The organism is Sulfurisphaera tokodaii str. 7 (assembly GCF_000011205.1).
In the GTDB taxonomy this organism is placed as follows: domain Archaea; phylum Thermoproteota; class Thermoprotei_A; order Sulfolobales; family Sulfolobaceae; genus Sulfurisphaera; species Sulfurisphaera tokodaii.
Genome location: NC_003106.2, coordinates 2,033,544 through 2,059,357, shown reverse-complemented (window position 1 = coordinate 2,059,357; position 25,814 = coordinate 2,033,544). Strand labels below are relative to the sequence as shown.

The 25,814-nt window shown below is 31.4% G+C and carries 32 protein-coding genes; 18 read left to right on the top strand and 14 right to left on the bottom strand.

The features are described 5' to 3' along the window. Window positions 1-103: 103 nt before the first annotated feature. Entirely contained in the window at window positions 104-490 is a 387-nt protein-coding gene (gene lrs14 / locus STK_RS11355) for an HTH-type transcriptional regulator Lrs14 (protein ID WP_010980122.1), read from the top strand. Here the strand turns inward: lrs14 and STK_RS11350 are convergent. From STK_RS11350 to STK_RS11330, 5 genes are read right to left on the bottom strand one after another with little or no spacing between them, the layout of a single operon-like run. Further along, on the bottom strand, window positions 469-1,704 hold the full coding sequence (locus tag STK_RS11350) for an amidohydrolase (RefSeq protein ID WP_010980121.1): 1,236 nt from the start codon (window positions 1,702-1,704) through the stop codon (window positions 469-471). The two genes, lrs14 and STK_RS11350, sit on opposite strands and share 22 nt — an antisense overlap. After that, on the bottom strand, window positions 1,674-2,342 hold the full coding sequence (locus STK_RS11345) for a diphthine--ammonia ligase (RefSeq protein ID WP_010980120.1): 669 nt from the start codon (window positions 2,340-2,342) through the stop codon (window positions 1,674-1,676). Before STK_RS11345 ends, STK_RS11350 begins: the two co-directional genes overlap by 31 nt. After that, entirely contained in the window at window positions 2,339-2,800 is a 462-nt protein-coding gene (locus STK_RS11340; protein ID WP_010980119.1) for a 50S ribosomal protein L11 methyltransferase, read from the bottom strand. The genes STK_RS11345 and STK_RS11340 overlap by 4 nt, the downstream gene beginning before the upstream one ends. Next, on the bottom strand, window positions 2,794-3,387 hold the full coding sequence (locus STK_RS11335) for an NTP transferase domain-containing protein (protein WP_052847011.1): 594 nt from the start codon (window positions 3,385-3,387) through the stop codon (window positions 2,794-2,796). The genes STK_RS11340 and STK_RS11335 overlap by 7 nt, the downstream gene beginning before the upstream one ends. Continuing rightward, window positions 3,365-4,531: a molybdopterin molybdotransferase MoeA gene (locus tag STK_RS11330; RefSeq protein ID WP_010980117.1), complete on the bottom strand. Its 1,167-nt coding sequence runs from the start codon at window positions 4,529-4,531 to the stop codon at window positions 3,365-3,367. Before STK_RS11330 ends, STK_RS11335 begins: the two co-directional genes overlap by 23 nt. A 35-nt stretch (window positions 4,532-4,566) precedes the next feature. Here STK_RS11330 and mobB point away from each other — a divergent pair, with 35 nt between their 5' ends. From mobB to STK_RS11315, 3 genes are read left to right on the top strand one after another with little or no spacing between them, the layout of a single operon-like run. Continuing rightward, window positions 4,567-5,055: a molybdopterin-guanine dinucleotide biosynthesis protein B gene (gene mobB, locus STK_RS11325; RefSeq protein WP_010980116.1), complete on the top strand. Its 489-nt coding sequence runs from the start codon at window positions 4,567-4,569 to the stop codon at window positions 5,053-5,055. After that, complete coding sequence (locus tag STK_RS11320; RefSeq protein WP_052846714.1) at window positions 5,045-5,752, top strand: CBS domain-containing protein; 708 nt, start codon at window positions 5,045-5,047, stop codon at window positions 5,750-5,752. Before mobB ends, STK_RS11320 begins: the two co-directional genes overlap by 11 nt. Before the next feature lie 19 nt (window positions 5,753-5,771). Next, on the top strand, window positions 5,772-6,464 hold the full coding sequence (locus STK_RS11315; protein WP_010980114.1) for a class I SAM-dependent methyltransferase: 693 nt from the start codon (window positions 5,772-5,774) through the stop codon (window positions 6,462-6,464). On the opposite strand, the gene STK_RS11310 is transcribed toward STK_RS11315, so the two are convergent. Continuing rightward, entirely contained in the window at window positions 6,445-6,852 is a 408-nt protein-coding gene (locus STK_RS11310; RefSeq protein ID WP_069168158.1) for a hypothetical protein, read from the bottom strand. The genes STK_RS11315 and STK_RS11310 overlap by 20 nt on opposite strands. Then, window positions 6,828-7,253: a hypothetical protein gene (locus STK_RS11305; RefSeq protein WP_010980112.1), complete on the bottom strand. Its 426-nt coding sequence runs from the start codon at window positions 7,251-7,253 to the stop codon at window positions 6,828-6,830. The genes STK_RS11310 and STK_RS11305 overlap by 25 nt, the downstream gene beginning before the upstream one ends. A 99-nt stretch (window positions 7,254-7,352) precedes the next feature. On the opposite strand from STK_RS11305, the gene STK_RS11300 reads away from it, so the two are divergent. Genes STK_RS11300 through STK_RS11285 form a run of 4 tightly spaced genes read left to right on the top strand, consistent with a single transcriptional unit; the run spans window position 7,353 to window position 9,777 of the window. Continuing rightward, on the top strand, window positions 7,353-7,604 hold the full coding sequence (locus STK_RS11300; RefSeq protein ID WP_052846713.1) for a hypothetical protein: 252 nt from the start codon (window positions 7,353-7,355) through the stop codon (window positions 7,602-7,604). An 8-nt stretch (window positions 7,605-7,612) separates the two neighbouring features. Continuing rightward, window positions 7,613-8,248 (top strand): metal-dependent transcriptional regulator, encoded by a 636-nt coding sequence (locus STK_RS11295; protein WP_010980111.1) that lies wholly within the window; start codon window positions 7,613-7,615, stop codon window positions 8,246-8,248. Next, window positions 8,241-8,576, top strand: coding sequence for a DUF2250 domain-containing protein (locus tag STK_RS11290; protein ID WP_010980110.1), 336 nt, complete (start codon window positions 8,241-8,243; stop codon window positions 8,574-8,576). The genes STK_RS11295 and STK_RS11290 overlap by 8 nt, the downstream gene beginning before the upstream one ends. A 1-nt stretch (window position 8,577) precedes the next feature. Further along, the gene (locus tag STK_RS11285; protein WP_010980109.1) at window positions 8,578-9,777 is read left to right on the top strand and encodes a glycerate 2-kinase; all 1,200 of its coding nucleotides are present in this window, start codon (window positions 8,578-8,580) and stop codon (window positions 9,775-9,777) included. Here the strand turns inward: STK_RS11285 and STK_RS11280 are convergent, their stop codons facing one another. Beyond that, window positions 9,778-10,389, bottom strand: a complete 612-nt coding sequence (locus tag STK_RS11280) for an ATP-binding cassette domain-containing protein (RefSeq protein ID WP_010980108.1) — start codon at window positions 10,387-10,389, stop codon at window positions 9,778-9,780. Between the two features lie 114 nt (window positions 10,390-10,503). Between STK_RS11280 and STK_RS11275 the strand changes: the two genes are divergently transcribed. The 3 genes from STK_RS11275 (at window position 10,504) to STK_RS11265 (ending at window position 12,995) form a co-directional block, all read left to right on the top strand. Continuing rightward, a complete protein-coding gene (locus tag STK_RS11275) occupies window positions 10,504-11,634 on the top strand; it encodes an extracellular solute-binding protein (protein WP_010980107.1) in 1,131 nt (376 codons plus the stop codon). Further along, window positions 11,609-12,415: an ABC transporter permease gene (locus STK_RS11270; protein WP_052846712.1), complete on the top strand. Its 807-nt coding sequence runs from the start codon at window positions 11,609-11,611 to the stop codon at window positions 12,413-12,415. Before STK_RS11275 ends, STK_RS11270 begins: the two co-directional genes overlap by 26 nt. Before the next feature lie 247 nt (window positions 12,416-12,662). Beyond that, on the top strand, window positions 12,663-12,995 hold the full coding sequence (locus tag STK_RS11265) for a hypothetical protein (RefSeq protein WP_010980105.1): 333 nt from the start codon (window positions 12,663-12,665) through the stop codon (window positions 12,993-12,995). A gap of 248 nt (window positions 12,996-13,243) precedes the next feature. Here STK_RS11265 and tpiA read toward each other — a convergent pair whose 3' ends face one another. After that, window positions 13,244-13,933, bottom strand: a complete 690-nt coding sequence (gene tpiA / locus STK_RS11255; RefSeq protein WP_010980103.1) for a triose-phosphate isomerase — start codon at window positions 13,931-13,933, stop codon at window positions 13,244-13,246. 23 nt (window positions 13,934-13,956) lie between these two features. Between tpiA and STK_RS11250 the strand changes: the two genes are divergently transcribed. Next, window positions 13,957-14,493 (top strand): DUF429 domain-containing protein, encoded by a 537-nt coding sequence (locus STK_RS11250; RefSeq protein WP_198429693.1) that lies wholly within the window; start codon window positions 13,957-13,959, stop codon window positions 14,491-14,493. Here STK_RS11250 and STK_RS11245 read toward each other — a convergent pair. Continuing rightward, on the bottom strand, window positions 14,456-16,021 hold the full coding sequence (locus tag STK_RS11245) for a cation:proton antiporter (RefSeq protein ID WP_010980101.1): 1,566 nt from the start codon (window positions 16,019-16,021) through the stop codon (window positions 14,456-14,458). The two genes, STK_RS11250 and STK_RS11245, sit on opposite strands and share 38 nt — an antisense overlap. Before the next feature lie 41 nt (window positions 16,022-16,062). Here STK_RS11245 and STK_RS11240 point away from each other — a divergent pair, with 41 nt between their 5' ends. Both STK_RS11240 and STK_RS11235 read left to right on the top strand, forming a co-directional pair. Continuing rightward, window positions 16,063-17,031, top strand: a complete 969-nt coding sequence (locus tag STK_RS11240; RefSeq protein WP_010980100.1) for an alpha/beta hydrolase-fold protein — start codon at window positions 16,063-16,065, stop codon at window positions 17,029-17,031. After that, a complete protein-coding gene (locus tag STK_RS11235) occupies window positions 17,018-17,257 on the top strand; it encodes a hypothetical protein (RefSeq protein WP_052846709.1) in 240 nt (79 codons plus the stop codon). The genes STK_RS11240 and STK_RS11235 overlap by 14 nt, the downstream gene beginning before the upstream one ends. Here STK_RS11235 and STK_RS11230 read toward each other — a convergent pair. Both STK_RS11230 and STK_RS11225 read right to left on the bottom strand, forming a co-directional pair. Beyond that, complete coding sequence (locus STK_RS11230) at window positions 17,240-17,695, bottom strand: 8-oxo-dGTP diphosphatase (protein WP_010980098.1); 456 nt, start codon at window positions 17,693-17,695, stop codon at window positions 17,240-17,242. The two genes, STK_RS11235 and STK_RS11230, sit on opposite strands and share 18 nt — an antisense overlap. After that, complete coding sequence (locus tag STK_RS11225; RefSeq protein WP_052847010.1) at window positions 17,692-19,008, bottom strand: class II fumarate hydratase; 1,317 nt, start codon at window positions 19,006-19,008, stop codon at window positions 17,692-17,694. Before STK_RS11225 ends, STK_RS11230 begins: the two co-directional genes overlap by 4 nt. 72 nt (window positions 19,009-19,080) lie before the next feature. Here STK_RS11225 and STK_RS11220 point away from each other — a divergent pair, with 72 nt between their 5' ends. Together STK_RS11220 and STK_RS11215 are read left to right on the top strand one after the other, a co-directional pair. Next, a complete protein-coding gene (locus tag STK_RS11220) occupies window positions 19,081-19,677 on the top strand; it encodes an MBL fold metallo-hydrolase (RefSeq protein ID WP_052846708.1) in 597 nt (198 codons plus the stop codon). Window positions 19,678-19,886: 209 nt separating this feature from the next. Then, window positions 19,887-20,966, top strand: a complete 1,080-nt coding sequence (locus tag STK_RS11215) for a glycosyltransferase family 2 protein (RefSeq protein ID WP_198429692.1) — start codon at window positions 19,887-19,889, stop codon at window positions 20,964-20,966. On the opposite strand, the gene STK_RS11210 is transcribed toward STK_RS11215, so the two are convergent. Next, window positions 20,955-21,173, bottom strand: a complete 219-nt coding sequence (locus STK_RS11210; protein ID WP_052846706.1) for a hypothetical protein — start codon at window positions 21,171-21,173, stop codon at window positions 20,955-20,957. The genes STK_RS11215 and STK_RS11210 overlap by 12 nt on opposite strands. Window positions 21,174-21,183: 10 nt before the next feature. Then, entirely contained in the window at window positions 21,184-23,169 is a 1,986-nt protein-coding gene (gene acs / locus STK_RS11205) for an acetate--CoA ligase (RefSeq protein ID WP_010980094.1), read from the bottom strand. Window positions 23,170-23,356: 187 nt separating this feature from the next. On the opposite strand from acs, the gene STK_RS11200 reads away from it, so the two are divergent. Beyond that, entirely contained in the window at window positions 23,357-23,725 is a 369-nt protein-coding gene (locus tag STK_RS11200; protein WP_010980093.1) for a NifB/NifX family molybdenum-iron cluster-binding protein, read from the top strand. A gap of 36 nt (window positions 23,726-23,761) precedes the next feature. Next, on the top strand, window positions 23,762-25,561 hold the full coding sequence (locus STK_RS11195; RefSeq protein WP_010980092.1) for a glycoside hydrolase family 15 protein: 1,800 nt from the start codon (window positions 23,762-23,764) through the stop codon (window positions 25,559-25,561). Window positions 25,562-25,814 lie beyond the last annotated feature (253 nt).

Sequence of the window (25,814 nt, the reverse complement as noted above, 5' to 3'; positions counted from 1 at the left end):
AATAAATATTGATATGTAAGTTTAACTGATTAGTAAAGGTCTCTTTAATTATAACGAAAAAATATAAATAGGAGTAATAATAGAATCTTTATTTGTGATATAAATGTCTCAAACTCAGATTAGTGGGACAAGAATAAAATTACCCTCTGGAAAGGATGCTGGATTAGTGGATATTCTATCATTTTGTTATGGTTTATCAGAGACGGATGTACAAGTATTAATAGCTTTAGCAAAATCTGAGGCAAGGGGAACTGAAGATTTAGAATCTGATTTAAAGTTATCTAAAGCATCAATCAATAGGAGCTTAAATAAGCTCTTGGAAATGGGTTTAGTGATGAGGATAAAAGAACCTGGTAACAAAGCTGGAAGGCCAAGATATCTTTATAAAACAAAAGATTATAATGAATTGAAACAGAAAATTCTAAGTGATATTAAAGATTGTGCTGAAAAGATGGCTCAGCTAGTAGATCAAGAGTTTAGTAGTTCATAAATCTGTTTAGTTTTTTCTAATAGAAGATTTTCTAGTTCTTTTCTCCATCTTAATACTCCGTTTATTATTATGCCTTTAGCAAGACTCCCAGTGGCGTAATATACTAAGTGTGATAATAGTCTATCTCTAAAAAGTGGATATATTTTGTTTTTATCCAATAAGACAAGATCAGCTATATTTCCTTCTTTTATGTATCCGCCTGGTAGATCTAAGAGTTTGTAGCCATTTAAGGTAGCTATTTTAAATAAATGCCATGCTTTAACGTCAGTATTCCAATACATTTGTCTTTGAAGCAGAACTCCGTATTTCATTTCTATGAATAAATCTAAAGAATTATTACTTGCAGGTCCGTCAGTTCCTAGTGTTATATTTACCCCTTTATTAAACATATCATACAATGGGAATGCACCGCCTGTTGCTAATTTCATGTTAGATGTAGGGCAATATGTCACTGTGGTGTTTTTAAGTAGGTCAATTTCCCAACTGGCTATCCAGCCTACATGAACTAATTGAATTTTTCTGTTTAACAGTCCTAGGTTGTTTAAATACTCTATTGGGAATACGCCATATTTCTTTTTTATTTCATATATTTCTTTTCTAGTTTCAGATACATGAATATGAACCCATTCATTTAATTCTTCTTGTAATTGTTTTGCTAACTTTAATGTACTTTCACTTACGGTATATACACTATGTACATTTATTATAGGTTTAAAATATGTTGTAGGAGTTAAAGTTCTTTGGAGTTTATCAATAAAATAGGGATCATTTAATGAGTCAAGAAATGTGAATCCAGCAAAAGCTCTTATTTTGTATATTTCTGCTAATTCTTTAACATCTAAAGGATTAAAATACATGTCTACAAACGCTGTAGTTCCATTAATTAGCATCTCGAGTATGGAAATTTCAGAACCTAATCTCATTAGTTTTTTGTCAAAATTTTTCTCAAACTCCCACATTTTATTTAACCATTCACTTAATTCTGCATCATCATAATACCCCCTTAATATAATCATTGGCGTATGAGTGTGTGCATTTACCAATCCGGGAATAACTATAAAGTTACTACAATCGATTTCATCTCCTTCAACTTCTTTTCCTAAATTTTTAATAATTCCGTCTTCAATTACAATATTGCTGTTTTCTATGATAGAATCATAATTTACAATAAAACTACAATTTTTTAATGTATATGTGTGATGATAAATCTCCACTCATATTCACTTATTTTCTTTTTATAACCTTCAATCTTTAATTCTCTTTTGAACAATGGTGCGTAAACCACAAAAGTTTCAGCTTCTCCTCCTTCAAATGCCGGGTTAAATCCAAATTTTCTGGCCCTTTCAATAATAGCCTCAACATCTCTTTCAGTTATAATTTTTCCTAATAATTCAAAGGGAAAGCCATACGCTGTTGCTGAGGTTATTATAAATTTGAATCCCTCTTCAACAAGTTCTCTAAGGTATTCATCTTGCTTTTTCCTCCATAAAGGAGAATATGTTTTTAATCCTACCTCTTCTGCTATTATATTAATATTTAACCTTTGGTAATCTGAAAGTAATGCACCAGTTACAATTCCATAAGCACCAAGCTCCTTTGCTTTTTTAAATGCTATTTTTAGGTCTTCTAATTCTTTATCTTTTTCACCAGAGGTAGGAATTTGTAAAAGGGGGATACCAAGAACTTCTGCCTGATATTTCGTAAGTTCAACATTAGGAACTTGAAACATCCATGAATATTCTTTTTTTGGAAGAAGAGTAATAAGGCATAAGATTTCAAAACCCTTTAATACAGCCCAATGCAAGGAATAAGTACTATCTTTACCTCCAGAGAATAAGGCACAAATTTTCATAGTTTGTAACAGTAAATTATATGTTCGGTTTCCCCTAATATTCCCATTGCTTTTACTCTTTTTGTATCATAAAGTGTAAGATGATCGTATCGGAAATCATGGGATATTACTCTCAATCCTTTCTTACCATAATTTAATATATAAGGCTCTAAGAGTTCATTAGTTCTTGTAGATAAATAGGAAAGCAATATATCTGCTTTAGGGAGTAAAATAGGAGCCATAGTAAGCATATCACCACAAATTATTTCTATCGATTTATCCTCATAAGCTTCTTTACATAATCTCTTATCTATTTCTACCCCTATTGCTAATTTTACATTGAATTGTTTTTTCGCTATTATCAAGGGTCTAGCATTGCCTGCGCCTAGGTCAAGTACTATATCATCTTTCTTAGCATTAGCACATTTCAACATTTCTATCGCAACCTCATCTGGTGTAGGTACGAAGGGCACTAACACTTTTGATTATCTTGTATAATGTATTTGCTAAGCGTATATTTATCTGGTATTTTAAAAAAATCCATCCAAGAGTTAATATTTTTGAGTTGAAATAATGAAAACCCGTGAAGTTGAAGCTCGTAGGTACCTATAAAATAAATTGTATTAGCAAAATTAAGAAGCTGTTGTAAAGAAAAGACGTTGTTAATATTTTTTCTTAAAAGCTTCACTGAGTAACATGCTAGTAATGGTTGTTCTTCCTCTTCTAAAATAATACTTATTTCACTGTCTTTACTGCAAATAAAATCTGCTAAATCGTATGTTATGAAAGGAAAATCGCAACCAGTTATAAAGACTTTATCTTTAGTAAGATAAGGCAAAGCTAGTTCTATTGCTTTTACTGGACCTTTTCTTTCTATATCTATTATTTGAATGCCGTGAAAGATATTTCTTTTTTTATGAGTAACTATAATAGGGTTTGGAAAATTATCTGCTATTCTTTCTAGAAATGTTTTCCCGTCAAGTTCATATGAGCATTTATCAGATCCAAATCTTTTTGATTCTCCCCCGGCTAAAATAATTACGTCAAAGGAATTTTTGAATTTCAATTTCTTCTCCTCTTTTATGGGTCTTTCCCCTTGAAAGATAACCAAAACCATCAGCTTTAATTAGTTCACTGTATAACCCTGTACCCCATCTTAAAGGAAAAGCTTCCCCATTTTCAATTCTAAACAAATAAGTCGAGTCCATTTTATGCTCTACATACATATCTTTGCCTAACTTAACCTTTACAAATTTTCTTATCTCACTATCTAACATTCTAGATATAACATGAAGTCCATGTTCATAAAAAACAGTTACTGCTGAGACAACTTGACCGGGTAAGCTTACAATTGGTGTTTCTCCTAGCAATCCCACACCGCCTCTTTTTATAATATTCACACTTACTCCTTCAAACAAAAGTTTTCCTAACTCGACAACAAGTTTTTTAACATAATCTTTTTCTCCTACTGAAGAACCCCCTATAAAGAAAATAACATCGCAAGTTTCTTCCATTTTAATTAATTTCTCTTTTATACTTTCTTTTTCATCTCTAACTACACCATAATATGTTGCTTTTCCAATTTTTTCGAGTATTGATAGAATAATTGGTGATATTGAATCTGGTATAAGCTCTGGTGAAGGATTATTGAATGGTGTTATTTCATCTCCAGATGCTATAACACAACTCTTTATATTCCCTATTTTTACTTCCCTTATACCTTGGTAAGTTAATATTCCAAGATGATAAGGAGTTAATACATCTCCTTTCCTAATTATTAACTCTCCTTCTTTTATATCCTCACCCGCATATTTTATATCCTTTCCTTCAAAAACCTCTTCTCCTACAATTAATTCATTATTTATAACTTTTGAAGCTTCTATTCTAACTACTGCATCAGCGCCCTTTGGTACTGGTGCACCTGTGGCTACATAATATGCCTCGCCTTCCTTAAGTTCTGGGATTTCCTTAGACGAGGGGAACAGTTTTCCGACTATTTTTAGTTTTCCATATTTTTTATAGTCGGACACCTTGAACGCAAACCCGTCCATAGCGGACAAATTGACCTCTGGAATACTTTTTATTGCGTAAATATCTTCTAGGATAATTTTCCCTACTGAATTATAAATGCTTTCATATCTATAATAATTATGCTTTGAAGAAATGTTAATATCAATTATTTTTCTAGCTTCTTCTAAGCTTATTAGCACATTATAAAATATTACTAACTGGTATAAATTAGCATATGGGTTGCATTATACAAGTAGTAGGCAAAAAGGATACAGGAAAGACTTCAGCAATTGAAAGAGCTGTTAAGATTTTGAAGGAAAAGGGTTATAGTGTGGCTGTAGTTAAGCATTCTCACCACGAGATTGACATACAAGGTAAAGATACATATCGTTTTTGGGAAGCTGGATCGGATATTGTAATTTTTAATGATTCAAAATGTGTCATGTTTTATAGATGTAATTTAAATCTTCTTTATCTTCTTCCAGTCGATATTATTCTTGTTGAAGGTTATAAAGATTTAGAGTTAGGAAAGAAAATTGAGATTCATAATCCTACTGAGGTAGACGAAATTAGTAGAAAAATAGTTAGTGAGGCTGAGAATTGCAATAAAGAGTGCAATCTCATAATCAACGGTAAAAAAGTTGAATGTGATGATCCATTAACGGTACTATTATATAATTTGTTGAATTATCTTAAGATTAGGGAATTAAAGATTGAGAGTTGAAGGAAGGGAAATAATAAGTGTTGATCCAGACGCCTATGTTATAGATGCGCTCTTCTTTATGAAGAGAAATAACATAAGAAGAATAGTTGTTAGTAGGAGTAATAATATTTTAGGAATTTTTAGTGTTGATGAAGCACTATATCATATAATTAATAATGATGTTGAATCTAAACTAAAAGATGCTAAATTGAAATTTCCAGTCATAGTGAAAAGCAATGAGTTAAAAGAAATCATGAGGAGTATGATTGATAATGATACAGATGCAGTAATTTATGACAATAAGATAATAACTTACAAAGATGTTATATCACAAATAGATTGGTCAAAAAGTAATGCACTCATAGGTGAACTATCTAAAGAAGCAATATTTGTTGAACCATATACAAAGATAAAAACCGTTGGTGAACTTATGTTAAAGAATAAGATTAGACATATGCCCGTTTATGATAAGTTTCTCTATGGCATAGTTTCATCAAGAGATATTGTCTATAATTACGATATAGATCTCAATTTAAGTATTAATAAAATAATGATAGTTGAAGTTTATAGCGTAAGTAAAGAAGAGAGTTTACACACAGTAGTTAGTACGATGATTAAAAGAAATATAGGTAGTGTAATTGTAACTAATTCTAAAAATATAGAGATAGTAACTTTAAAAGATTTGGTTACTTTTGCTTTATCAAATTTAATATATTAGATATGGTATAGGTATTTTAATGAGCGATATATTTAGATGCCCTATTGACGGTTCTAAGTTTATTAAGAAATGGGTATGTGAAAAAGGTCATACATTTTCTGAAGTTGATGGAATAATAGATTTATTAACAGAAGATATAAAAAGTGAAAAGATTCTTGATATAATAGCTCCAATTTATGAATCTGTTTGGGCCCCTTTTGGTCTTTTGATCACTTCTGGTAAAAGTTATAGCTATATAACGAGAAAGGCAGGAGAAATGATTAGCGGTACTATAGTTTTAGATATTGGTACTGGAACAGGTAAGATCTTTGATTATGTTAAGTGCGAAATCTGTATGGGTCTTGATATCTCGTATAAGTTTTTAAAAATATTAAAGGATAAGAGACCAAATGTGGTCGCAGTAAGAGGGAACGCATTAAAACTTCCTTTTGCCGATGAATCTATCGATGGTATTTCTGCAATGTTTGTTCTTCATATGTTTCCTTCAGTATTAGTTGCAGTTAGAGAAATAAATAGAGTACTAAAACATGGTAAGAAATGTGTTGCAACAATTTTAACAAAAAATAACATGATAAGTCAATTTTTGGCTACGATTTGGGGGTTAAAAATACATTCTGTAGATTATTATATAAAGATATTTGAAGAGGTAGGACTTAAAGTAGATTATGAAAAAATTGGTGCTTGGACTTTTTTCACATGTGCCAAGCCTTAAATATACTTAAAGAGAAAAGCAAATAACTAATCCCATTAATTACATTTAACATCTGTAATATTATTTGCGTATAAGCTATTGTATAAATTATTACATATAATCCAAAACTCAAGAAGAATATAAATAAGGCTAAGGTACTTAATGAAGAATATTCTCCCCCACCCATAATTAATGAAAGAAGTTTTGAACTACCCGTAATCCCGTAAAATATTCTTTCAACTCCAAATATTAATCCTATGAAATAAAACGGGTAAGGATTAAACGTGAATAATATCTCTGATAGATTAACATGGACTTTGGTAATTAACAGTACTGATGTTAGAAACATTATAACTCCTAATAAAATGCTTAAACCTCTTTTAGTTAACTGGTTAATTGGATTGGCCAATTTATTAACCCCACTAAAGTTTGACCATATGATATATCGAATAACTCACCTAAAAATATTCCTCCTAATGTTCCTAATATAAGTCCAGCAATACCTCCAAACTGATAACCTAATAGAGCTCCTAAACCTCCTCCGGCTAGCTTTCCAATATACTTATCCTCAACCTTATATATCTTAGCAAAATCATATCCTCCATTCTTACCTTGCTTAGAGATTAAATAGGCAAAATCAATAATTGCTTCTTTAACTTCATTAATATCATTAGAATTGTAAAGAGTAGTATATTCCTCAACCCCATTATCTCTTCTAAAGTATATTGGAATAAAACCAGCCTTTCTCAATTCCTTAAGGGAGTTAGTAAAAGAACCATTACTACTAACCTTAAAAATAACTTTGTACATATATGATATGATATTATTCCATTTATATTAAGCTTTTCTAGTTCGAAATTAAAACCTTAAATTTTAATTTGATGAAAAGAAGTTTTATTTTAGATACACATGAGAGCTTCGGAAGAAATAAAAAAATATTATGCGATAACTGAATTAGATCTAGATGTTCCACAAATTGCTTCTAAAATGCATGAGCATATTTCATCAGCTATTGATGAGGCCCTTGATAGAGTTAGAGAATATCTTAAAACTCATGGTTATGAAGGTAAATTTCAAGCTAATGTAAATGTATTTGTAAAAGAAGAAGGAGAAACACCCAGGCTTATTCAAACAGTAAAAACTAAAATTATCGTTAAGTAATTTTTTGTATGGAACTATCTGAACCATTAGAAAATTACTTAAAAGAGATTTATGAAATTGAGTTACTTAAAGGATATGCCAGGGTTTCTGATCTTATTCTTGCTTTTAATGTATCACCCGGCACAGTTAGTAAAGCTCTTGAAAAATTAGAGAAAATTGGATTAATTGAAAGAGATAATAAGAAAATTAAATTAACAGCTGAAGGTAAAAAGATTGCTGAGAAGCTAATTAGGGCCCATAGACTTTCTGAAAGATTGCTAACTGATATAATAGGGCTTGATTGGATTAGGGCTCATCAGCTTGCTCATAGACTTGAGCATATCTGGCCAGAAGATGTGGTAGATAAAATTGATGAACTTCTTGGTAAACCTTTAACTTGTCCTCATGGTCATCCTATTCCGGGAAGAGAAGTTAAAGTAAATGGAATAAAATTGTCTGAAGCAGAATGTAATAAAAAATATAAAGTTATAATGATTATAAGAGAAGAAGAATGGATTTTATCTATGGCCGATGAGCTAAATATTAAACCCGGGGTCGAGATAAAATTAATTAAAAAGAATGAGAATGATTTTGTAATTGAAATTGATAATAAAAAAGAATCTATTCCTAAAGCACTGGCTGAAGAGGTGTTAGTCAGTGAGTGAACTTTCAGATTTGGAGAAAAAAATCCTTATTCATATTTACAAATACGGTCCAGATAATCCATGGTATATGGCTAGGAGGTTGTTAGGTGAAAGTGGTTGGGCACCTAAATATAGTGAAGACGAAATTGAAAAAGCTTGCAAGAAATTAGAAGAAGAGGGTCTGTTGCAAAGATTTCAAGGTGCTTTAAAAAGAAGTGTTACATCTTCAGTCAAGCCATGGCTAAAAGTTAAGGCCAAGGAATTGGATCACAAGCCTAAGGGAATATATTATGATCTAACAAAAAAAGGTAAAAAAATTGCGTCAGAACTATATAAGGAGACTAAATAACATGGATAAAATAATAGAGAAAATATTAACATTTTCAGACCCTTATATAGCCTTAGATGAAAGAGTAGTAATCAAGAAGAATGAAATAATAGTTGATGGCAATCATTTTCCTTATACTAAACCGGCAATTATTGCTGTTGGAAAAGCTTCATATAAAATGGCTAAATTTTTTATCGATAAGCTTAAAGATGTTAAAGGTTTAGTTATACTTCCAAAAGGCTCTTATATTTCTCTTCCGAAGGTTGAAGTAATTGAATCTACTCATCCAGATATCTCTGAATTAAGTTTTAAGGCAGGAACGGAAGTTATCAAGTTCCTAAAAAATGAAGATTATGACTTACTAATTTTTCTTCTTTCTGGTGGAGCTTCAGCATTAATGGAATATTCTAATGTACCTTATGAGATATTAAGAGATATTAATGAGAAACTAGTTAAATCTGGACTAAGTGTTAATGAAATAAATATCGTAAGAAAACACTTATCCCTAATTAAGGGCGGAAAATTAACTGAGTTCTCCAAGGCCCCTATTTTAACTTTAATAGTCAGTGATGTTCCGGGAGGGGATTTAAGTGCCGTAGGTAGTGGTCCAACTTTGCCAGATAGCAGTACCGTAGATGACGCTAAACTTATTTTAAATAAAGTAGGTTTAGGAGAATATTCCAAATATCTTATTGAGACAAAGAAGGAAGTTCATAATTCATTCAATTTTTTAATTCTTGATATAAATATTGTCTTAAGAAAATTAAGGGATATTGTCCAAAATCCTATTATTTTATCTAGTGAGATAAGAGGTGATGCATATTCTTTTGGCCAGAATTTAGCTGGAATTGTAAATACTTCTTTTAGTAACCTAGGCTTGAAACCTCCCTACACCCTTTTAGCTGGAGGAGAACCTGATGTAAAAATTGAAGGTAAAGCGGGTAAAGGAGGAAGAAATGGTGAAGTTTGTTTAGGTTTCTTAAAATGGGTTAAAAGAAATTCTAATCACAGGTTTAAACTCTATGCTATAGCTACTGATGGGATAGATGGAAACAGCGAGTATGCTGGTTGTATTGTTGATGAAAATACAATAGTTGATAATATTGAGTATTATATCTATTCTCATTCCTCTTATGAAGCTTTAGAAAAAGTTGGAAGAGTTATTAAAACAGGATATACATTTACAAATGTCAATAACGTTTACGTTTTAGAAGTTACGTGACTAATGAATCAATTTTAAGCTTCCATTTTCCATCATATAGGTTTTCTCAGCTAACTTAGTGTCTTCAATATCTTGTGTAACATATATTATATCTATCCTATACATTCTAGCTAAATTAATATAATTCTCTATGAAATTTCTCTTATTATTTATATTACTAAAGCCTTCGTCTACCAATATAACCCTAGGCCTAGCTATAATAGCAGTTGCAAGAGAAACCTTTTCTTTATTACCAAGACTCAATTGTCCTACTTTTTTATTTTCATTAATTGGTACGTCTAACATCTTAGCAATTTCGATAATCTCTTTTTCATCAACTTTTATTTTTCTAATCTTTGCCCCCCAAATGAGATGTTTCTTAACATTAAAATTAGGTATATATGTTTCTTGGTTTATTAGGATAATATTTCTTTTGTTTATAGGTAAATTAGTAATATCTCTACCGTCAAGTTTTACATATCCTTTATCTGGTTGTATTATTCCGGATAAAATTTTAAGAAATGTAGTCTTTCCACTTCCATTTTTTCCTATAATCGAAATTATACCTTTATCCTTAAACTGTATGCTGAGAACAAAACTAGAATAACGTTTTTCCACTTCAGCCTCAAGCATTAATTACTATTAATTATCTAAAAGTTTTAAAAATTTTGACTATATAAATATAATCTTCTAATATAGGGACTGGTGAAAATATTTAAATATAGGAATATTTCTAATTAAATACAAATGTCTAGGCACAAAGTGTATAAGGCAATCTCTTCTTATGTAATCATAGCAATAATTATAATAGCAATAGTAGCAGTTGTTGGTGTACTGTTGCTAACTCGTCATCCATCATCATCTTCAGTTACAAGTACTACCACACCAACAACATCATCTTCTGTTTCTCCATCATCAAGCGGTCCAGTTATTGTGTATGTTGCTGGTGCCTATAAGGCTATATTTGACTATTTAGCTAAGCAGTTTGAGCAACAAACTGGAATTACAGTAGACGTAGTACCAGGAGGGTCATTTGGATTAGCTGCTCAGATTGCAAAAGGACAACCTGTTAGTGTTTTTGTACCAGTAGCTTATATTCAAGCTGTTGAATTAGAAGGTAACAGAGACCCAGGCTGGGCTATAGCTTTTATCTCTGATCAAATGGCTATAATCTACAGTAACTATACCACTCAAAGTCCTTATTGGAATCAGTTATACTCAAACTATACGATGGCTATGAAAACTAATGAAAGTCAGTACTGGTATAACTTCTTCTATTTATTAACAACAAAGTTTAGTTTAGGTATTTCAAACCCAAGTAGTGATCCAGAAGGTTTATATGCCTATTTAATTTTAAAGATGGCTGGTTATCTTTATGCTAATCATAGTTTTGATTACTTCATTAACTTAGTTAACCACAATCCAAATGTTGTATCAGCGCCTACTACGGCGGACTTTGTTCCAGATCTAGCAACTGGTAAACTAGACTTTACGTTTTCTTATGTATCTTATGCGATCTCACAACATCTAGAATATTTAAAACTTCCTCCATGGTTAAGCTTTGGTTATTATCCTAATGAGACCAGCTGGGATAGCTTCTTCTTCTACAAAATAACAGTTAATGGTCAAACATTGAAGATATATGGAAATCCTGTTTATCTATACATAACTATTCCAGTAAATGCCTCAAATGAACAAGGAGCTATAGAGTTTGTCGAATTCATAGTTGATCACGTTCAAGAACTATCAATGTTTGGGGTAACACCAATAACTCACCCATTACTATTCTATCAAAACAAGAGCGACGTTCCATCACAAATTCTTAATCTGTTAAATCAAGGTGTATTACAGTATGGCGGGAACTTCAGTGCAGTTTAACCTTTTTAAGGCATTAGTATTTTTTCTAGCTTTTCTCCTCATTTTCCCAATTCTTGCAGTTCTTTATTACGGTTATGGTCCTTATTTTTCTATGAAATATGCCTTTGGAAATGCTATAATAAGATCAATAGAGTTAACGTTTTTTGCCTCCTCCATTAGCATTATGTTAATCATAATTCTATTTACTCCTTTAGCTTATTACTTAGCTAGGCATAGAAATCCAATTATTGAGGCTATTGTTGACATTCCCGCTTCAGTTCCTCATCCAGTAGTTGGCATAGCTTTACTTTTTATAGATAGTCCATTAAATCCTCTAGGAAGATTTCTAGAAACTCATGGAATAAATTTCTTCTTTACATATTTAGGTTTAATACTTGCTTTAATGATAGTTTCTTCACCTATTTATGTAAGGGCAATGCAGAACTTTTATGAAGCTCTTCCAAGAAGCTATGAATATTATGCATTAAGTCTGGGAGCCTCAGAATTAAGAACTTATTTTAGAGTGATTTTACCATCCTCAGTAAGAGGTATAATATCCGCTGGTTTAACTTCAATGGCTAGAGCTATAAGTGAGTTTGGTTCAGTCGTCATTGTTGCACCTTATGTTTCTGGGTGGATATTTAATGGTGTTCCAGTAGCCTCAGTATGTGTCTATAATACATTTTTAACGTACTTTAATGCATCAGTAACTGAAGCTTCAACATTAATTCTCTTCTCTCTAATTCTAGTAGCAATTACAAGATTGTTTATCTACTTTAGTTTTAAGAGAGAAGGATTGTAATGTTTTGTCGTTATTTTCAATAATTTCTAAATTTTTTGGTTAAAGCTCATTTAATCCTTAAAGTTTTATGTCAAAAATCTTTTTTATTGGTACCTCTTTTTTCAGATTCTATTTGAAGATAATTACTCTTAACTTAATTATCGAGAAGTTTAATCTCAAGTAAACACTTAAAAATGATTAATAAGAATAATGTAATTAATGAGGAAACCAACCTTAACTGAAAAAGTGATGATGGGTTGTTCACCTGATGATAAACTGTAAAGATTTAGATTGTATAATTAAAATAGCTAATGAGATATTGCTTAAGGAAGGTATATCAAATGAGAATGTTAACGTTATTATAACAGACTTACCCTATAATGTCATTTCCCTCGTAGAGGATAAAACAGTTAAGATAAATTCAGTTAAGTTCGAGAGTTTTTCTGTTCAAAGTGGTGGAGAGTATGAAATTATTTCTTCTTATCTTCTAATAGCTATACTTTACGCTTTTGTAAAAAACATAGATAAGATAAAGGAGATTATAAGAAAATATTTCGGTGAAAATTCTGTTGTATTTAAACTTATCGATATTGTGTTATAATGTACCAGAAGAACTTAAGAATATAGAAATAGAATTGTTCTCAGGTTTTAGACCTTATTACGTTGAGAGACGAAGAATAAAAATAAATATTTCAGTAATAGAATTCTTATCAAAATTTTATTCTTTTTGCGATTTAATTATAGCGATATCTTTATACCTTATTCAATATACTGAATCTGTAAATAGAAAAGAAATATTGATTAAAATTTTTGAGAAATATAGGAATTATTTTGATATAGTTATTGATTTTATTTCTTTCTATCAATAGCTTTTAAAGCGTTTATAATGAAATCTTCTACTATTTTTTCTGGCGTTGATGATTTCATTACTGCACTAGCAACACCAATACCATCAGCTCCTAATTCAATTGCTTTATATACATCTTCACCTGTTGTAATCCCAGCTCCAGCGATTAGGTAAACTCCTTCTACCTTTTTTATCTCGTTAACTGCTCTTGTTATAACTTCTGGTTTTTCTTTAGATACTGCTCTTCCACTTCCGATTAATTCTGGAGGTTCTATAAGTATAGCGTTAGGTTTAAGTAATGCTAGAGGATGAACTAATTCATAAGAGTCAGCACAAACAACACTCTCTAATCCTAAATCTCTTATCCTTGTAACAGCCTCATGTATTTCATCTAATCTAATTTTTCTTTCGCTATGATTAAGTAATGATCCCTTAGCTCCAGCATCTTTTATCATCTCTGGTAATATTGCACCAGTATGCGCTCCATGTCTTAATGCATCAACATGTTGTGCGTATACTGGTATTTCCAAAATTTGAGAGAGTTTGTATATCATTGTTGCTGGAACTGATATAATAATTGGTACCCCGTAGTCCTTGCTAACTTTCTCTATTTTTTTAGATATTTCTACTCCCTTTTCTCCGTAGGAATTTTCATATGCCTTGTAGTTGATTAATATTATAGGGGGTTTCACAATATTTTCTCTGGTGTGAAATATTGAAATTTTGTGGTATCGATTTGGCTGTTAAAAGACCTTCAGCTGTTGGAATATTAGAAAATAACATTGTTTGTGTTAAAGAGCTTATGGATAATATAGAGATTTATGAAGAATGTAAGGATGCTTTAGTTATTTCAATAGATGCACCCTTATCTACTTCTAACGGATTTAGGGAAGTTGACAAAGAGATGATAAGAAAAGGTTATAAAGTTTTACCTCCTTCATGGATGAGAGAATTAGTTAATAAGGCTATAGCCCTAAAGGAACTGTTTGTTAATAAAGTAGTGATAGAGACTCATCCTACTTCTTCCCTTAAGAATCTGAATCTAAACTGGAGGGAGTTTAGTAGTAAAAAAGATATTATAGATGCAGTTATATGTGCTCTAACTTCATATTACTACTTCATAAGAAAAACAATGGAGATTTCGTCCATTGATGGAAGTATATATATTTTACCTCCAGAAATAATTAAAATAAATAAAATTAGTGATAAATGTTTTAAAATAATTTCTCAATATCTTCAAGAAGTTTCCTAATTCTTGAAAAAGATAAGATAGTGATTATGCTACCTATTACTATCGAAAGTATAAAAACTATTATGTTAAATGAGATTAGCTTTAGGAAAAATATTTCAAATTCGAAGACATTTATTATAAAAATTATTATAAAGAATAATTCTACTATAAATTCAGCTTCTCCATACTTCCCTCTAATGTTATTTGTTGTAGTTACAAGGAGAGTGAAAAGCATAGCTGGAATTACTACGATTAATATGTAAGAAACATAAATCAAGAAAGGACTTATTGTATATAATAAATAAATTATATAAGCTCCAGAAAAAGTTATAGTTACACTTGTAATTATGTACCTCACCATTACTATTACTATTTCTGGAATTTTTAATTGGTGAGAAGAAGCTCTCCTTACAATATTATCTACTTTATTTAAACTTAATTTATAGTAAATTTTATTTAGAATAGAAATTATTGCCTTATTCCTAGTTGTTACTATACTTGCGATTGTAGATGATATTGCTACTACAATGCTAGAAATATTATAAACTGATAATACCGGTAACCCTTCTTGTAAAGCTGTTAATGAAATTACAATTCCAAATTCACTAAGAGAGCTCATGAAAAGTCCGGTTCTAAATGCTCTGATGAACTCTATGCCAGACATCCAATATGCAGTGCTAAATGCTATATATTTTGTAAGTACTAAAACTATAGAAATAGGTAGAGCATAAAGTAAGTAAGTTGAAACTTTAATATAACTTCCTGCAACAAAGAAGAATAGGATTAGAGTAAAATCTGTTAAAGGCTTAATGCTTTTCACAATTTTTTCACTATCTGAAGAAGCATAAGAAGTTCCTATCCCTAGGAGAAAAGATGCTAAAGTAGAAGGTATATTAAGTAACTGACTTAAGATATTAAAAAGAAATACGGAAGCTACACCAGATAAAATTATTGAGTCTTCAGAGAAGTTTATGGTAGGATTTATTAACAATTTTGATATTAGGTATCCTAAAGTAATAGAAATAAATGCTGAAACTATTATTTCTACAAGGTTAAAGGAATTAGATGAAATTACACCAAGAACTATAAAAGCTACTGTGTCCTCTAAAGATGAAACTGAGAGTACTATTTTTAAATCATTCTGGTCAAGTGTTTTCTCAGCTAATTTATATGCGATTGAAGTACTGGTGTTAAATCCTATTACTACGAGAAGGATCGTACTTATGAAATTAAGTCTTATGAATAGGGAAATTAGCATAACTACTGTAGTAACGACTAGAAATTCTGTTAGAACTATGAATAAAGCTCTCTTAAATATTTTCTTTAAATCAACCAAATTAACAGATACACCCATTTCAAATGAAAGCAAATTTACCGCAAGAAAAGTTAGAAACTGAAATATTGAACTACTATAATTTAATCCTAATTCTACTCCTATTATTCCAGATACAAGATAAGCAATAACTGGAGAAACGTTTATTCTTCTAAGCAAAAGTCCTAAGAAGCTAGCAATAACAAGTACTTCAGCTAAACTAGTAAATTCACTCACAAAAATTAATTATTTCCTTGTCAATATAACTATTTTTGTAGATGTTAATCAAAAGCTTTGCAATCGAGAGTAATATATTAAAAGATAATCCTTTAAAAGATCCCAATGTTAGAAAAGTCTATTCTATAGAGGTTGGAGATGTAACTCAAGCTCCAATAGTAATTTATTTGAGTGGATTTTTCTCTTCCTCTATTACACTCTTAAATTATGATCCTTTATCAGAATCTATAAATGAAAAACTAGATAGATTACATAAAGAAGGGAAAATCAAGAATTTAATATTTATACTTCCAGATCTTTTTACAAAATTAGGTGGGAATCAATACATAAATTCAACAGCTGTAGGAATGTACGAGGATTTTATTATAAAAGAATTAATCCCATATCTTTTTGATATATATGGAAAGAAGGATGTAATATTAATGGGAAAGTCTTCTGGTGGTTACGGTTCAATAGTTTTAGCTATGAAATATCCAGAAATAATACGCGGCCTAATAAATCATTCTGGAGATTCTTATTTTGAATATGTTTACTTACCTTATTTTCCTCATGCTATTAGACATATAAGGAGAGAAGGTGGACTTAATAAGTGGTTGGAAAAGTACTGGAGTAAGGAAAATAAGAAGGATAAAGATGATCTTAATACATTAAATATTATTGCCATGGCCGCATTTTATTCCCCAGAAGGGACAGAAATTGTTTTGCCATTTGATCTTGATACTGGAGAAATAATTGAGGATGTTTGGAAAAGATGGCTAGAAAAAGATCCAGTAAGACTAGTAGAAAAATACAGCGAAAACCTGAAAAAATTAAGGCTGATTTACCTTGATGTAGGTAATAAAGATGAGTTTAGGATAAACTTTGGTATGAGGATACTACACAAGAAAATGCTTAGGTATAATGTTAAGCATGAATTTGAAGAATATGAAGGAGGTCATTTCAATACCTCATATAGATACGATATATCCATTTCGTTAATAAGTAAGGTGTTTAATGGTGACAATAGTTAAGATTAAGGAAAAGTTTTTTCTTTTGAACGAAGACGGAGTAATTGAGTTAAAAGAGGATATAAAAAAGATAGATGTACTAGTTGTCCACACAGTTAATGAAGAAGAAATCATAAAGGCTAAAGAGAACGGGTATAAGCTTTTTGAATGTAAGGATGATGTTAAAGAGTGCATTAATAAAATATACAATATTTTATTTACTAGAAAAAAATCATGTAAGTTCGCATAAATTACAATATCCTCCCTTAAATTCTTGCCAGTTCTTATCAAATTTAAATTCACAGCAAATTTTCTTTCCTTCTAGTACAAGAGGTAACCATACTTTATCATCTTCCCACATTTCTTCATAAGGTATATAATTTAGCCAAATAGGTATTGCTTCATCAGTTTCTTCTGGTTTTCCTTTGTATTTATCTGTAACAAACACATAGGTTGTTTCCGCTTCATAATCATCTAGGTAAAACTTTATTTTTCCTACAAGCTTAGGTTCAAAAATAGTAATGTTAACTTCTTCTTTAACTTCTCTTATTGCACATTCTTCAATCTTCTCGTTATCTTTAACCTTACCTCCAGGGAATGTAATTAGACCTTTCCCTAATCCTCTCTTTTTCCTTATAAATAATAAAAAATTATTATTAGCCTTTATAATTACTAAACAAGTAATCATTTTGCAGGAAAACCTGGCTTAACTAATTTTGATAAATCTAGTATTCTATCTATTTCATCATCCTTAAAGCCTAACTCTTTTAATGCTTCTCTTATAGACATTCCTTTGCTTAATCTCTTCCCTATTTCGCTAGCCTTATCATAACCAATAATAGGTGATATTACGGTAACTAATGAAGGACTGCTTTCAGCATATCTTTTCATTCTTTCTATATTAGGAACCATACCATTAATTACCAAATCTCCAAATTTATTTAATGCCTCTGTAAGTAAGTTTATTTGAGTAACCACATTATATCCAATCAAAGGAACGCCCATGGCTAACTCAAACTCGCCTAACATTGATGCAAATTGATTGGCATGATCTAATCCTACTACTTGAGCTGAGACTAATAATGTTGCCTCCACAGTAACTGGGTTTGTTTTACCCGGCATAATACTACTTCCAGCTATTTCTTCTTGAGTAGGTAGATCTATTTCATTGAAACCAGTCATTGGTCCAGAAAACATTAATCTAATATCTTGTCCAAGTCTGTAAAGATCTACCGCAATTGTTCTCATAATACCGCTTAGACTAAGTAAGTCCGTTAAAAGCCTTAATCCTCTAAACTTATTAGCTGGTTTGAAGCCTAATCCAGTTTCATTATTAACCTCTTGAATAACTCTCAGTTGAAATTCTGGATGTGAGTTTAATCCAGTACCTACTGCAGTGCCACCAATAGGAAGCTCCTTAACATATTCTAGTACTTGTTGTAAATTGGTCATATCGTGGTAGAAAGCGTCTGCATATGCTGAAAGCTCTTGACCTAAGGTAACTGGTAACGCGTCCCTTAAATGAGTCCTTCCAGATTTCACAATATCCTTAAATTCTTCACTTTTTCTATTAAGAATAGAAACAAATTTACTAAGTGCTGGTATAAGTTGTTCTTCAACTGCTGAAGTTGCTGCTATTCTTATTGCAGTAGGAACAGTATCGTTAGATGATTGCCCTAAATTTACGTGATCATTTGGGTGAACTTTTTTTCCAATCATTTCAGTTGCCCTTTCTGCTATCACTTCATTAATATTCATATTTAGTCCAGTACCAGAGCCTGTTTGAAATACATCTAAAACTATTTTATCATCATGTTTTCCTTCCATAACTTCTTTTGCTGCTTGCATAATACCTTTAGCTATTTCTTTTTCTAACTGGTTAAGATCAGAATTAACTTTCGCTGCCGCGTATTTTATAAGTCCCATAGCCCAGATTATTTTTCTAGGAAATCTAGTTCCTGTGTTCATAAAAAGTTTTGGTGCAGTCTCAGTGTATTTCATCATATAACTAAAGTATTAATCATTAATTACTTTTACGTTAACTTATTTAGGATATCAGAAAGATTTTTTATGATGATAGTTAAACGTTTTATCTTAGGCGAGTATTCTACCAATACTTACTTAGTTGTTTCTGGAGATGAAGGAATATTAATAGACGTTGCAGAAAATCCATCTGAGGTTATAGATTATATCTTAACAAATAACATAAAACTTAAGTCAATTTATGCCACGCATGGGCATTTTGATCATGTATTGGGTGTTACTGAAGTGAAGAAATATTTTAATGTTCCATTCTTCTTACATAGAAGTGATTTAGATTTATTAAGACGAGATGAAAGGACTAAAGGAATAGTACCAGATGGTTTCATAGATGAAAAATCTATAATAAAAATAGGGAATGAAGAACTAAAAGTGATAGAGACACCAGGACATACAATGGGTAGTGTCTGTTATATTTTTGATGACGGAATTTTTACGGGAGACACATTATTTAACGGGAGTATTGGAAGGTATGACTTAGGAGGAGACAAAAATTTACTAAAAAAGAGTCTAAATAGGTTAATGGAATTAAATGACGGATTAACAGTTTATCCCGGTCATGGTTTCTTTACAACTTTGGGATACGAAAAGTTAACTAACCCCTTTTTGAACGGAGAATTCGAATGGTGAATTAGGAAAAATCGTTATATATTTCGATATCGAGCATTATAGTGGTGATTATGTTTCACTTATTTCACGGAGTCTCATATTTCATTTATTCTCTTTCATTCACAATTATAACTATTCTTTATTTCTTTTTGAATTCATTTTTTGCAGTAATAAGTAATAATAGAAAAACTCAACACTCAAGTTTTTATAATCTCTCTGATCTTACAGTTGTGATACCAGTTTATAAGGAGGAAATAGATATTTTTGAAAAAGTGATAAGGACTTTATATGACACAAGGTTAGAATTTATTGTTGTAGGGGATAGTGTTCTAGAACCATACAAATCAATTACGGAAAGATATGGTGGTAAATTTATTTATATGCGTGAACATAAGGGGAAAAGATACGCGTTAGCCGAGGGAGTTAAGTATGTAAGATCTCCTCTAGTGATGTTTCTAGATAGTGATACGATTATTTATAAAGACTCTATACTAAAGATGTTAAGTGTTTTTGATGAGTCAGTAGGTGGAGTAGGGCCAAATATTAGAATTATGTATGACGAGAAAAATAAATATGCATATTATTATGGTGAATTCTTTGAGAGAATAAGTGAGATAGTAAACAGGGCGGTAAACTATTTTGGAAGTGCTATAATATTAAGTGGACAATGTGTAATATATAGGACCGAACTCGTAAAACCATATATATTATCTAAAGAGTTTTTAGAGCCGAAAATGTTTGGAAGACCAATTAAAATTTCCGATGATAGAGATTTAACCGATTTTGTTATAAAAAAAGGGTATAGGGCTGTAAAAGTCTTTGATGCAGTGGCATATACAAAACCCCCTAGAGACATAAAAATGTTTACGAAACAAGTAACTAGATGGACAAGAGCAAATTATCTTAATTTTATAAGGGAGATAGCTGACGGTAGTATAAGTAAAAGGGGTTCATTATACGTTTTTAATATGATATACACCAATCTGTTACCATTATTTACGCTCTTGTTCCTTTATATGAGTTTCACTAGAATTCTTAAGATCTATTCCTCAATTAATGTAATTAATACTAAGCTCTTATTACTATTGTATCTGCCAACCCGTTACCATTCCGACTTCTTTATCTTTTATTTATTCTTGCATTACGGAGGATTTATAGCTATAATACCCTTTGTAATGACCATGATTTATTTAATTCCAGAAGATAAATTGAAAACTCTAATATACGGTTCTATCGCACTAGCAGTGCAATATATTGCTTCCCTATATGCTATGATAACTTTCTGGTGGCAAGATTGGTTAACTAGATAACTCCTTTCTCTTTCTAAAAAAGGCCATTTCAAGCTTAACCGCATGAGGGCACAATTTTTCCCCACATTCACAAGAAGAATCAATTAGTCTAAATCCCTTTACAGTTACTTTTACATGATAATAACCTAAAGTACATCTAGCTGGGACTAAACCCTCTATTTCTTCAAAATCTCCTTTCTTCTCAGCTTTTATAATTTTTATATCCATAAAAAATAATTTAGGATATCTCCTTCTTTAATTCTTCGTATGCCTTTTTAACTTCTTCTACCGAAGCTTCATCTTCAAGTGTTGTGACATCGCCTACTGGCTGATTAGTAATAACAGCCTTTACTACTCTTCTCATAATCTTACCACTCCTAGTTTTTGGAAGTTTAGATACAAAGTAAATACTACTTAATGACGCTATAGGTCCTACTTGCTCTCTTACCCATTCATTTAAGCTCTTTTTCAACTCCTCATTTGCTTTTTGTCCCACCTTTAATACTACAAATGCTACCGGTACTTCACCTTTTAATGGATCTGGGACTCCTACAACTGCTGCTTCAGCAACGGCTGGGTGATGTATTAAAGCAGACTCTAACTCATATGTTCCTAATCTATGCCCAGCTACTTTAATTACCTCGTCAGCCCTACCTAATATCCAGAAGTATCCATCAGAATCTTTAACAGCGAAATCGCCGGGATAAAATATACCCGGGAATTTAGACCAGTATACTTTAACATATCTATCTGGATCTCCCCAAATAGTTAATGGCATTCCAGGCCATGGTTTTCTAATCACTAGATATCCTCTTTCTTCAGGTTTTGTAGGATTACCATTTTCATTAACAACATCTGCATCAATTCCCGGTAACGGCATTCCATTAGTTCCTGGTTTCAATGGAATTAGATAAAGACCGGGTAAGTGACTAATCATAATACCACCAGTCTCAGTCATCCACCAAGTACTACCAAATGGTATGCTTTCTTTTCCTACCAATCTGAAGAACCATCTAAATGCCTCTGGGTTTATTGGCTCTCCTACAGAATGCATTAATCTCACAGAAGAGAAATCTCTACCTTTATATACATCCTCTCCTAATTTCATGAAAGACCTTATTGCTGTAGGTGAAGTATAAAGTATCGTAACACCATATCTCTCAATTATAGATGCCCACCTATCTGGGTTTGGATAATCTAGAGCTCCTTCATACATTACTGTTGTTACTCCTTCTAATAGAGGACCAAATACTATATATGAATGACCAGTAATCCAACCAATATCAGCAGTAGTCCACATTATATCACTATCTTTAATATCGAATACCCAGTTCATTGTAGCGTGAAGAATAGTTAAATATCCGCCAGTATCATGAACTATTCCCTTTGGCTTGCCAGTGGTTCCAGAGGTATAGAGAATGAATAGAGGATCTTCGCTCTTTGTTCTCTCTGGCTCTACATATGCATTCAAAGGAACTTGCTTATATACATTATCGAAAAATTCATCTCTACCTTCTTTCATAGTTATATTATTATTCGTTCTTTTTACAACCAAGACTTTCTCTACAGTAGATGTATTTTCTAATGCCTTATCTGCTATATCTTTTAGTGGAACTATTTTACCTCTTCTCCAACCTCCATCAGCCGTTACTAATAATTTAGCTCTAGCATCATTAATTCTATCTGCTAATGCTTGGGCACTAAATCCAGAAAACACTACACTAAATATTATCCCCAATCTAGCAGCGGCTAACATAAATATAGGTAATTCGGGTATCATTGGTAAATATAATGATATAGCATCACCCTTCTTTAACCCATAAACTTCCTTAAGAATATAAGCCACTCTATTTACTTCTCTATATAATTCACCATATGTAATATATCTTACCTCCTTTGGCTTATCACCTTCTGCCGGTTCTCCTTCCCAAATTATTGCTACTTTATTTTTTCTCCAACTCTTAGCATGTCTATCCACAGCTAAATATGAAGCATTTATTTCACCACTAACAAACCACTTGTAAAATGGTGGATTAGAATCATCAAGTACCTTTTCCCAAGGCTTAAACCACTCTAATTGAGAGGCAATTGATGCCCAAAACTCCTTGTAATTTTCAGTAGCTATCTTGTGTAACTCTTTATATATTGATGGTGAAATTACTTTGCTCTGATACTTACTTGGTATTATTTTCTCTTCAAATGGAAGAGACCAGTTTACTGACATAAATTAAAATAGGAAAAAACCAATATAAAGTTTTTAAGTATGATTATACCTTAATGAAAATCTGAATTAGACTATTTTTAAGATTTATGAAATAAAACTAAGGTCAATAAGTTGATAATTCGGAGGATAGATTAAGTTTATATCATTAGTTAAATTTTTATGTTCCGATATCGGATTAGATATTGAAATGAGAATAGCAATACCCGTAACAAATGGATATGTAGAAGGACCTGGAGAAGCACTAAAAGTCCAAATATATGAAGTAGAAGGACAAGAATACAAGTTAATAGAAGAATACGAAAATCCAGCTTTAAAAGCTATGGCTGTTAGAGGGGCACATATGTTAAAATCGGCAATAGATAGAGGTGTAAACGCTGTAATTGTTGCTGAAATGGGACCACCAGGGTTAAGATTACTTCAAAACTATAAGATAAAAGCATATTTAGCTGAGGGATTAGACGTAAAAACAGCAATAGAGAAGTTTATAAAAGGAGAATTACCGGAACTTATAAAACCTACACATGAGGAACATCACCACCATCATCACTATTATTAACAAAATGTTTTTTCTTTAACTTAATAACTTTATATCATGGTTAGATATGTTATAATAGGCAATGGCTCACTTACATTATTAGCCGATTCTAAATTAAATTATAGAGAATTATATTATCCACTCCCTATAGATAATCATCTTCATGAAAGTAAAATTGGTCTATGGGTAGATGGAAAATTCTCATGGTTTTCTGATTTACCAATAAAATTAAATTATGAAGAAGATACTCTTTCTGTTACGGCATCAGCTGAATTTAACGGAGTAAAAGTCAAGGTAAAAGATGCCGTAGATATGGCTTATGATATTTTAGTTAGAGAAATTAGCTTAACTACTAATAAGGAGACCAGAGTATTTTTCCATTGGGATTTTCATATAAATGGAAATGATATAGGTGATACAGCCTTATATGACCCATTCACATCTTCTATTATCCATTACAAAAGAGATAAATGGTTCATGTTTAAGTGTGATATTCCATTCTATCAATTTGCTACTGGCTATAAGGAAACTGGAGGATATTTAGGTACATGGAAAGATGCAGAAGATGGAGAACTTTCCGGAAATCCAATAGCACAAGGATCAGTGGATTCGGTTACAAGTATAAGAGTATCTTCAAATACAGTATTCTATTGCTGGCTAGTATGTGGTAGGAATTATAATGAATTGTTCCAAAAGAATAACTATGTTTTGAGAAAAAGTTCTAGAGAATTATTGAGAAGGACAGAAAATTACTGGAAGGCATGGTTAGTTAAAGCCAGAGATTATGATAGTTTAGTCAGACGAAGTTTACTAATTATTGCAGCTCACTGGCAAAATAATGGCGCACTTCCAGCAGCCTTAGACACTGACATTATGAGATTTAACAAAGATACATACAATTATGTTTGGCATAGAGATGCAGCTTTCGCATCGATAGCGTTAACACTTTATGGCTATCAAGATCCTATAAGAAATCTTTTTAATTTTACTAAACCCTTAATTTTTAATGGTTTTCTCTTTCAGAAGTATACTTGCGATGGCAATTGGGGTTCTACCTGGCATCCGTGGAATCCAAGAAGCATACCAATACAAGAAGACGAAACAGCATTAATGCTTTATGCCTTATGGGTTCATTTTAGTAGATTTACTGATATAGATTTTGTAAGACCGCTTTATGCTCCCTTCGTAAAGAAAATTGCTGAATTCTTAGTCTCTTATAGAGATGAAGAAACCGGTTTACCTTTACCCTCATATGATTTATGGGAAGAAAGGCTTGGTACACACTTCTTTACTTCTTTAGCAGTATATGCTGGATTAATGTCGGCTTATAAGTTTGCTGAATTTTTTGGTGATGAAAACTTAAAGGACAAATACCTCACAGCTGCTAATGAAGTGAAAAAAGGATTAGAAAGATTTTATGTTGGTGATCATTTTGCTAGGACTATTTATGAAGATAATAGTATTGACAAAACTGTAGATGCTAGTACATTATTTGCCTCAATTTTAGGACCTTTTGACCCTAAAGACCCAAGGGTTATAAGCAATAGGAAAGTTGTAGAGGAGAAACTTAATATAAATGGCGGAATTGCCAGATATGAAAATGATTGGTATTTAAAACAAGACGAAAAATCTAACGCTTGGTTTATTACGACACTATGGTTAGCTCAGCAATACATTCTTGAAGGCAATAAAGAAAAAGCTAAAAAATATATAGATTGGGTTATATCACATATGCTACCAACGGGTATCATTCCAGAACAAGTAAGTCCTAAAAATACATATCCATCAGTTGCCCCATTAGTTTGGAGTCATGCAGAATTCGTTAAAACCATTTATTATTTTAAGCAGTTAGGATAAATAAATCGTATTCATGAGTAGTATTTTGAATAGCTAGACATCTCAAAAATTATTCCTTCATCAAACAAATAACTTTGACTTGAGATTCAATTTTTATTAATTATAACTGAAATATTCCTAGCTAATATAAGGAATATCCTTAATAGTTTTTTAGCGTAACGTGTAAATACGATTTTCCAATAAGTGGTACGAGTTGAAATATAGGATCAAATTACTGGAATAATATAATCAATATTGGGTAATATCAACCTAG

Excerpts from the sequence above, each read along its gene's own strand:
- lrs14 (WP_010980122.1), top strand. The coding sequence starts at position 104 with ATGTCTCAAACTCAGATTAGTGGGACAAGAATAAAATTACCCTCTGGA.
- STK_RS11345 (WP_010980120.1), bottom strand. The coding sequence starts at position 2,342 with ATGAAAATTTGTGCCTTATTCTCTGGAGGTAAAGATAGTACTTATTCC.
- mobB (WP_010980116.1), top strand. The coding sequence starts at position 4,567 with ATGGGTTGCATTATACAAGTAGTAGGCAAAAAGGATACAGGAAAGACT.
- STK_RS11315 (WP_010980114.1), top strand. The coding sequence starts at position 5,772 with ATGAGCGATATATTTAGATGCCCTATTGACGGTTCTAAGTTTATTAAG.
- STK_RS11305 (WP_010980112.1), bottom strand. The coding sequence starts at position 7,253 with ATGTACAAAGTTATTTTTAAGGTTAGTAGTAATGGTTCTTTTACTAAC.
- STK_RS11300 (WP_052846713.1), top strand. The coding sequence starts at position 7,353 with ATGAGAGCTTCGGAAGAAATAAAAAAATATTATGCGATAACTGAATTA.
- STK_RS11295 (WP_010980111.1), top strand. The coding sequence starts at position 7,613 with ATGGAACTATCTGAACCATTAGAAAATTACTTAAAAGAGATTTATGAA.
- STK_RS11285 (WP_010980109.1), top strand. The coding sequence starts at position 8,578 with ATGGATAAAATAATAGAGAAAATATTAACATTTTCAGACCCTTATATA.
- STK_RS11280 (WP_010980108.1), bottom strand. The coding sequence starts at position 10,389 with ATGCTTGAGGCTGAAGTGGAAAAACGTTATTCTAGTTTTGTTCTCAGC.
- STK_RS11275 (WP_010980107.1), top strand. The coding sequence starts at position 10,504 with ATGTCTAGGCACAAAGTGTATAAGGCAATCTCTTCTTATGTAATCATA.
- STK_RS11270 (WP_052846712.1), top strand. The coding sequence starts at position 11,609 with ATGGCGGGAACTTCAGTGCAGTTTAACCTTTTTAAGGCATTAGTATTT.
- STK_RS11265 (WP_010980105.1), top strand. The coding sequence starts at position 12,663 with ATGATAAACTGTAAAGATTTAGATTGTATAATTAAAATAGCTAATGAG.
- STK_RS11240 (WP_010980100.1), top strand. The coding sequence starts at position 16,063 with ATGTTAATCAAAAGCTTTGCAATCGAGAGTAATATATTAAAAGATAAT.
- STK_RS11230 (WP_010980098.1), bottom strand. The coding sequence starts at position 17,695 with ATGATTACTTGTTTAGTAATTATAAAGGCTAATAATAATTTTTTATTA.
- STK_RS11225 (WP_052847010.1), bottom strand. The coding sequence starts at position 19,008 with ATGAAATACACTGAGACTGCACCAAAACTTTTTATGAACACAGGAACT.
- STK_RS11220 (WP_052846708.1), top strand. The coding sequence starts at position 19,081 with ATGATAGTTAAACGTTTTATCTTAGGCGAGTATTCTACCAATACTTAC.
- STK_RS11210 (WP_052846706.1), bottom strand. The coding sequence starts at position 21,173 with ATGGATATAAAAATTATAAAAGCTGAGAAGAAAGGAGATTTTGAAGAA.
- acs (WP_010980094.1), bottom strand. The coding sequence starts at position 23,169 with ATGTCAGTAAACTGGTCTCTTCCATTTGAAGAGAAAATAATACCAAGT.
- STK_RS11200 (WP_010980093.1), top strand. The coding sequence starts at position 23,357 with ATGAGAATAGCAATACCCGTAACAAATGGATATGTAGAAGGACCTGGA.
- STK_RS11195 (WP_010980092.1), top strand. The coding sequence starts at position 23,762 with ATGGTTAGATATGTTATAATAGGCAATGGCTCACTTACATTATTAGCC.